The sequence below is a fragment of the Streptomyces sp. NPDC043876 genome (assembly GCF_056435825.1).
Genome location: NZ_JBWKDV010000005.1, coordinates 536,004 through 542,282 on the forward strand (window position 1 = coordinate 536,004; position 6,279 = coordinate 542,282).

A 6,279-nucleotide genomic window follows, 5' to 3' on the forward strand; every position below is an offset into this window, starting at 1 on the left:
CACACGAAGCGCGAGCCGCAGACCGACCGGGAGCCGACCCATGACCTCAGCCACTCCGCCGGAACCCCTGTGGGCCCCGGGCCCCGACCGGATCGCGGCGGCCCGGATCACGGCCTTCCAGGCCTGGGCCGCCGAACACCACGGCGCCCCCGCCACCGGCGGGTACCCGGCCCTGCACAGCTGGTCCGTGGACGCGCTGGACACCTTCTGGCAGGCCGTCGCCGAGTGGTTCGACGTCCGCTTCACCACTCCCTACACCGCTGTCCTCGCCGACCGCACCATGCCCGGCGCACGCTGGTTCACCGGCGCCACGCTGAACTACGCCGAGCACGCCCTGCGCGCCGGCGAGGACCCGGCGCGCGCCGGCGAAGCCGCCCTGCTCCACGTCGACGAGACCCACGAGCCGGTCCCCGTCACCTGGGCCGAGCTGCGCCGCCAGGTCGGCGCGCTCGCCGCGCAGCTGCGCGCCCTCGGCGTGCGCCCCGGCGACCGCGTCAGCGGCTACCTCCCGAACATCCCCGAAGCCGTCGTGGCCCTGCTCGCCACGGCCGCCGTCGGCGGCGTCTGGACCTCCTGCGCCCCCGACTTCGGCGCCCGCAGCGTCCTCGACCGCTTCCAGCAGGTCGAACCCGTCGTCCTGTTCACCGTCGACGGCTACCGCTACGGCGGCAAGGAGCACGACCGCCGCGACACCGTCGCCGAACTGCGGGCCGACCTCCCCTCGCTGCGGGCCGTCGTCCACATCCCGCTGATCGGCACCCCCGCGCCCGAGGGCACCCTGGACTGGTCCGCCCTGACCGCGGGCGAGAGCGAACCGGTCTTCGAGCCGGTCCCCTTCGATCACCCGCTGTGGGTCCTGTACTCCTCCGGCACCACGGGCCTGCCCAAGGCGATCGTCCAGTCGCAGGGCGGCATCCTGCTCGAACACCTCAAGCAGCTCGGCCTGCACTGCGACCTGGGCCCGCAGGACCGGTTCTTCTGGTACACCTCCACCGGCTGGATGATGTGGAACTTCCTCGTCTCCGGCCTGCTCACCGGCACCACCGTGGTCCTCTACGACGGCAGCCCCGGCTACCCGGACACCGGCGCCCAGTGGCGGATCGCCGAACGCACGAAGGCCACCCTCTACGGCACCTCGGCCGCCTACGTGATGGCCTGCCGCAAGGCCGAGGTCCACCCCGCGCGCGACTTCGACCTCTCCGCGGTGAAGTGCGTCGCCACCACGGGCTCCCCGCTGCCGCCCGACGGCTTCCGCTGGCTGCACGACGAAGTCGCCGAGGACCTGTGGATCGCCTCGGTCAGCGGCGGCACCGACGTGTGCAGCTGCTTCGCCGGCGCCGTCCCCACCCTGCCCGTCCACATCGGCGAACTCCAGGCCGCCTGCCTGGGCACCGACCTCCAGGCCTGGGACCCGGCGGGCAAGCCCGTGACCGGGGAGGTGGGCGAGCTGATCGTCACCAACCCCATGCCGTCCATGCCGATCCGGTTCTGGAACGACCCCGACGGCAGCCGCTACCGCGACAGCTACTTCGACATGTTCCCGGGCGTCTGGCGGCACGGTGACTGGATCACGATCACCGACCACGGCTCGGTCGTCATCCACGGCCGCTCCGACTCCACGCTCAACCGCCAGGGCGTGCGGATGGGCTCCGCCGACATCTACGAGGCCGTGGAGCGCCTGCCGGAGATCAAGGAATCCCTGGTCATCGGGCTGGAGGAACCGGACGGCGGCTACTGGATGCCGCTCTTCGTCCACCTCGCCCCCGGCGCCCGTCTCGACGACGACCTGCGGGCCCGGATCAAGACGACGATCCGCGAGGAACTCTCCCCCCGCCACGTCCCCGACGAGATCATCGAGGTCCCCGGCGTCCCGCACACCCTCACGGGCAAGCGCATCGAGGTGCCGGTCAAGCGCCTGCTCCAGGGCGCGCCGCTGGCCAAGGCCGTGAACCCCGGCTCGGTCGACAACCTCGACCTCCTCGACTTCTACGAGGAGCTGGCCCGCACCCGACGCCAGGGGTGACTGTCAGTGGCCGTGGTTACGCTGAGTGAGCATCGACCGGTGCGACTCAGGGGGAGCCATGGCAGACAGCAGGAACACGGACACGACCAGCACCCGAGGCCGCCCGCGCGGCGCCGCGGGCGGAGGCGCAAACGGCAGGAGGGGCGGCGGCGGACGCGGCGGCGGGGGCGGCGGGGGCGCCTCCCGGGCCCGCCGCGGCCTGCGCCGCGAAATCCCCGGCACGCTCGGCGTCATCGCCGACCCCGGGGACTTCGCGGCCATGCGCGGCTACCGGAGCTTCACCTTCACCGACCACGAGGACTACCTCAACCAGGCCGACGCGCTTCTGAGGTCCCTCGCCCTGCGCGGCATCCACACCACCGTCGTGCTCTTCGACCCCGAGGAGTACGCCGACCACTGCGCCGAGCGGGGCACCGACCCCGACACCTCCGCCGCCCGCACCCGCTTCACCGCGGACCTCGCCGGCACCGCCGCCTCCCTGCCCTACGGGGAGGAACCACTGAGCGCCCTCCTCCCGCGCCTCGTGGACGAGGCCGTCCGCCAGGCCACCTGGGAGTACGCCACCGTCCTGCTCTCCGGGATCGGCAGCTGCGCCGACTGCGGGGAGGACATCGGCCAGGCCTCCTTCGACCGGGCGGCCCTGATCCTGCGGCGGCTGCTGGAGCGGGCCGGACCCGGCCACCACCACCTGGTGTGCAGCGTCCCCACCCAGGACGAACAGCTCGTCGCCGTACTGCACGCCGACACCACCGGCGACCCCGCCGCCCCGCCCGGGGCGGAAGGACGCGAGCGCTTCGACTTCGTGACTGTCCTCGCCACCGGCCTCGCCCTCGGCGGCCCCGGCGGCCTGGTCCTGCGCACCACCACCGGGGACCTCCGCGACCGGGTCCACGGCTGGCGCCTGGACCGCGGCCGCCTGGTCACCCTCTCCGCAGCCGCCGTGTTCAACGCGTACTGCACCGACGCCGACACCGGAGAGCCCGTCCCGCCGGAACCGGGCGTCGAGTACTGCCCCGGGTACGAGGTGGACGAGGCGGGACCGCCCCACTGAACCGGAGGAGGCACCGGAGCGGCCGAGGGGCCCCCGCCACCGGCGAAGGCCCCTCGTCCCGACCACATCACCCCTCGCGGGGCACCGGCTACTCGCCGGAAAGCACCGCCTGGGCGGCCACGCGGGCCTCCTCGGCGCTGTCCGCCGCACGCGCGGCGGCGGCGGCGCGCTCGCACTGGGCGAGCGTGTACTTCGCGAGCGTCGCCCGCACGTAGGGGATCGACGCGGCGCCCATCGAGAGCGAGGTGACACCCAGACCCGTCAGGACACAGGCCAGCAGCGGGTCCGAAGCGGCCTCACCGCAGACGCCGCAGCTCTTGCCCTCCGCCCTGGCGGCCTCGGCCGACATGGCGATCAGGTCGAGCAGCGCGGGCTGCCACGGGTCCTGGAGGCGGGAGACCGCACCGACCTGGCGGTCGGCCGCGAAGGCGTACTGCGCCAGGTCGTTCGTGCCCAGCGACAGGAACTCGACCTCCTGGAGGATCGAGCGCGCCCGCAGCGCGGCGGAGGGGATCTCCACCATCGCGCCGAACTTCGCCCGCAGCCCGGCCTCGCGGCAGGCGTCCGCGAACGCCTTGGCGTCGGCGCGGTCGGCCACCATCGGGGCCATGACCTCCAGGTAGACCGGCAGGCCCTCGGCCGCCTTGGCCAGCGCGGTGAGCTGCGTACGCAGCACCTCCGGGTGGTCCAGCAGCGCCCGCAGGCCGCGCACGCCCAGAGCCGGGTTCGGCTCGTCGGCCGGGGTCAGGAAGTCGAGCGGCTTGTCGGCGCCCGCGTCCAGGACGCGCACGACGACCCGGCCCTCGGGGAAGGCCTCCAGCACGGCGCGGTAGGCCGCGACCTGCTTCTCCTCGGTCGGCGCCTTCTTGCTGTCGTCCAGGAACAGGAACTCGGTGCGGAACAGGCCCACACCCTCCGCCCCCGCCTCGACGGCCGCCGGCACGTCCGCCGGACCGCCGACGTTGGCCAGCAGCGGCACCTTGTGACCGTCCGACGTGGCGCCCGGACCGGACGACGCGGACAGCGCGGCCCGGCGCTCGGCGGCCGCGGCCTCCAGCTCCGCGCGCTTCTGCGGAGTCGGGTCCACGAACAGGTCACCGGTGCTGCCGTCGACGGCGATCACGGTGCCCTCGGGGATCTCACCGGCACCCGGCAGCGCGACGATGGCCGGCACGCCCAGCGCCCGCGCGAGGATCGCGCTGTGGCTGGTCGGGCCGCCTTCCTCGGTGACGAAACCGAGGACGAGCGTCGGGTCGAGCAGCGCGGTGTCCGCGGGAGCCAGGTCCCGCGCGATCAGCACGTACGGCTCGTCGCTGTCCGGCACGCCCGGCATGGGCACGCCCAGCAGGCGGGCCACGATGCGGTTCCGCACGTCGTCCAGGTCGGCCACCCGGCCGGCCATGTACTCCCCGGCGCCGGCGAGCAGCTCGCGGTAGGAGGCGAACGCGTCGTACACACCGCGCTCGGCGGTGCTCCCGACAGCGATCCGGCGGTCGACGTCGGCCATCAGCTCAGGGTCCTGAGCGATCATGGCCTGGGCTTCGAGCACGTGCTGGGCCTCGCCACCGGCCAGCTGGCCGCGCGCGATCAGGTCGGCCGCCACGGCGTCCACGGCCTGACGGGCGCGCCCCTGTTCGCGCTCCGCCTCCTCCGCGGCGATCTGCTTGGCCGGCGGTTCGAGAACCGCCGTCCCCATGTGCCGAACCTCGCCGATCGCCACACCGTGGCTCACGCCGACGCCTCGCAGCGTTGTCTCCATTTCACCCGTCTCCGATTGAGCGGCGGGCCCACCCGCCGCGTTGGATGTCCGATTCGCCCGTGCGGGCGGATGCGTCACTGCCAGCCGAAGAGCACGTCTCCGGTTTTCACGTCTCCGGCCTCGACGACATCGGTGAGGGAGTCGGGCGTCGCTTCCAGGGCCACCACGGGGCAGACGGGCGACTTGCCGGCCTGCTCGACCGCGGCGGGGTTCCAGCGGATGACGGTCTGGCCGCGGGTCACCGTGTCGCCCTTGTTCACGAGCAGCTCGAAGCCCTCGCCGTTGAGCTGGACGGTGTCGATCCCGAGGTGCGTGAGCACGCCGTGCCCATCGGCGTCGACGACGACGTAGGCGTGCGGGTGCAGAGAGACGACCACACCGTCGACGGGGGACACCGCCTCCGAGGGCTCGCGCACGGGATCAATGGCGGTGCCCGGTCCCACCATGGCGCCGGAGAACACCGGATCGGGCACTGCCGCGAGTCCGATGGCGCGCCCGGCAAGTGGGGACGTCACGCTGGTCATGGGGGCCTCCCAGGGGGTGGGGCTGCTTCGTGTCGCCGTCAGAACGTGTCCGGACGGCATACTTTGAGAAGGGTAAGTCATGACACATCCCGGTTCGTCACGAAGTACACCTCCTGACGGAAGCCCTGCGTGCTCGCCGCGACGGCCTAGTGGACTAGACCATACGCCTGAATCGATTTGCGCGGGCATCGGCGGAGCTGTACTGTCGTGACTCCCGCCAGGACGCGTCGTGTGAACACCTCACGAACCGCTGATGGACGGGACACCTCCTCTGGATCGCTGATCTTCAACCCGTGTTCTTTGCGTTTGCCTGTAGGCGGACGGAGAGAGTGGTCGGGAAGCGGGAAAAGCGCTGATAGAGTCGGACTCGCCGAAAAGGAAAACGCGAAAGCGAAAACCTGGAAAGCGAAAAGCAGGATCCCGTTTCGACCGGGAATCGGACACGAGAGAGTCTGATAGAGTCGGAAACGAAGAACGAAGCCCGGAGGAAAACCCGCGAGGGTGAGTACGAAGGAAGCGTCCGTTCCTTGAGAACTCAACAGCGTGCCAAAAATCAACGCCAGAAGTTGATACCCCGTCCATTTCGGTGGATGAGGTTCCTTTGAAAAAGACCTGTGAGGCCTTCGGGTGCTTGCAGGCAACCACAACAGCGAGGACGCAGTGGATGGTCGGCCATATTCCGGCATGACTGTCCCGCTCAACGCGAGTGGGCACCCGATTACGGGTAAACATTCACGGAGAGTTTGATCCTGGCTCAGGACGAACGCTGGCGGCGTGCTTAACACATGCAAGTCGAACGATGAAGCCCTTCGGGGTGGATTAGTGGCGAACGGGTGAGTAACACGTGGGCAATCTGCCCTTCACTCTGGGACAAGCCCTGGAAACGGGGTCTAATACCGGATAACACTCCTGCCTGCATGGG

The 6,279-nt window shown here is 71.2% G+C and carries 4 protein-coding genes and 1 rRNA gene; 3 read left to right on the forward strand and 2 right to left on the reverse strand.

What is annotated here, in order from left to right; all coding sequences use genetic code 11:
• Positions 1-40 precede the first annotated feature (40 nt).
• Positions 41-2,023, forward strand: a complete 1,983-nt coding sequence (locus AC0693_RS19690; protein WP_478802402.1) for an acetoacetate--CoA ligase — start codon at positions 41-43, stop codon at positions 2,021-2,023.
• A gap of 58 nt (positions 2,024-2,081) precedes the next feature.
• Positions 2,082-3,074, forward strand: coding sequence for a hypothetical protein (locus AC0693_RS19695; protein ID WP_478802403.1), 993 nt, complete (start codon positions 2,082-2,084; stop codon positions 3,072-3,074).
• A gap of 88 nt (positions 3,075-3,162) precedes the next feature.
• Here AC0693_RS19695 and ptsP read toward each other — a convergent pair whose 3' ends face one another.
• Both ptsP and AC0693_RS19705 read right to left on the reverse strand, forming a co-directional pair.
• The gene (gene ptsP / locus AC0693_RS19700) at positions 3,163-4,833 is read right to left on the reverse strand and encodes a phosphoenolpyruvate--protein phosphotransferase (protein ID WP_356410991.1); all 1,671 of its coding nucleotides are present in this window, start codon (positions 4,831-4,833) and stop codon (positions 3,163-3,165) included.
• Between the two features lie 74 nt (positions 4,834-4,907).
• A complete protein-coding gene (locus AC0693_RS19705) occupies positions 4,908-5,357 on the reverse strand; it encodes a PTS sugar transporter subunit IIA (protein ID WP_356410994.1) in 450 nt (149 codons plus the stop codon).
• Between the two features lie 731 nt (positions 5,358-6,088).
• On the opposite strand from AC0693_RS19705, the gene AC0693_RS19710 reads away from it, so the two are divergent.
• Positions 6,089-6,279: ribosomal RNA gene (locus AC0693_RS19710) — 16S ribosomal RNA — on the forward strand; the annotation flags it as partial.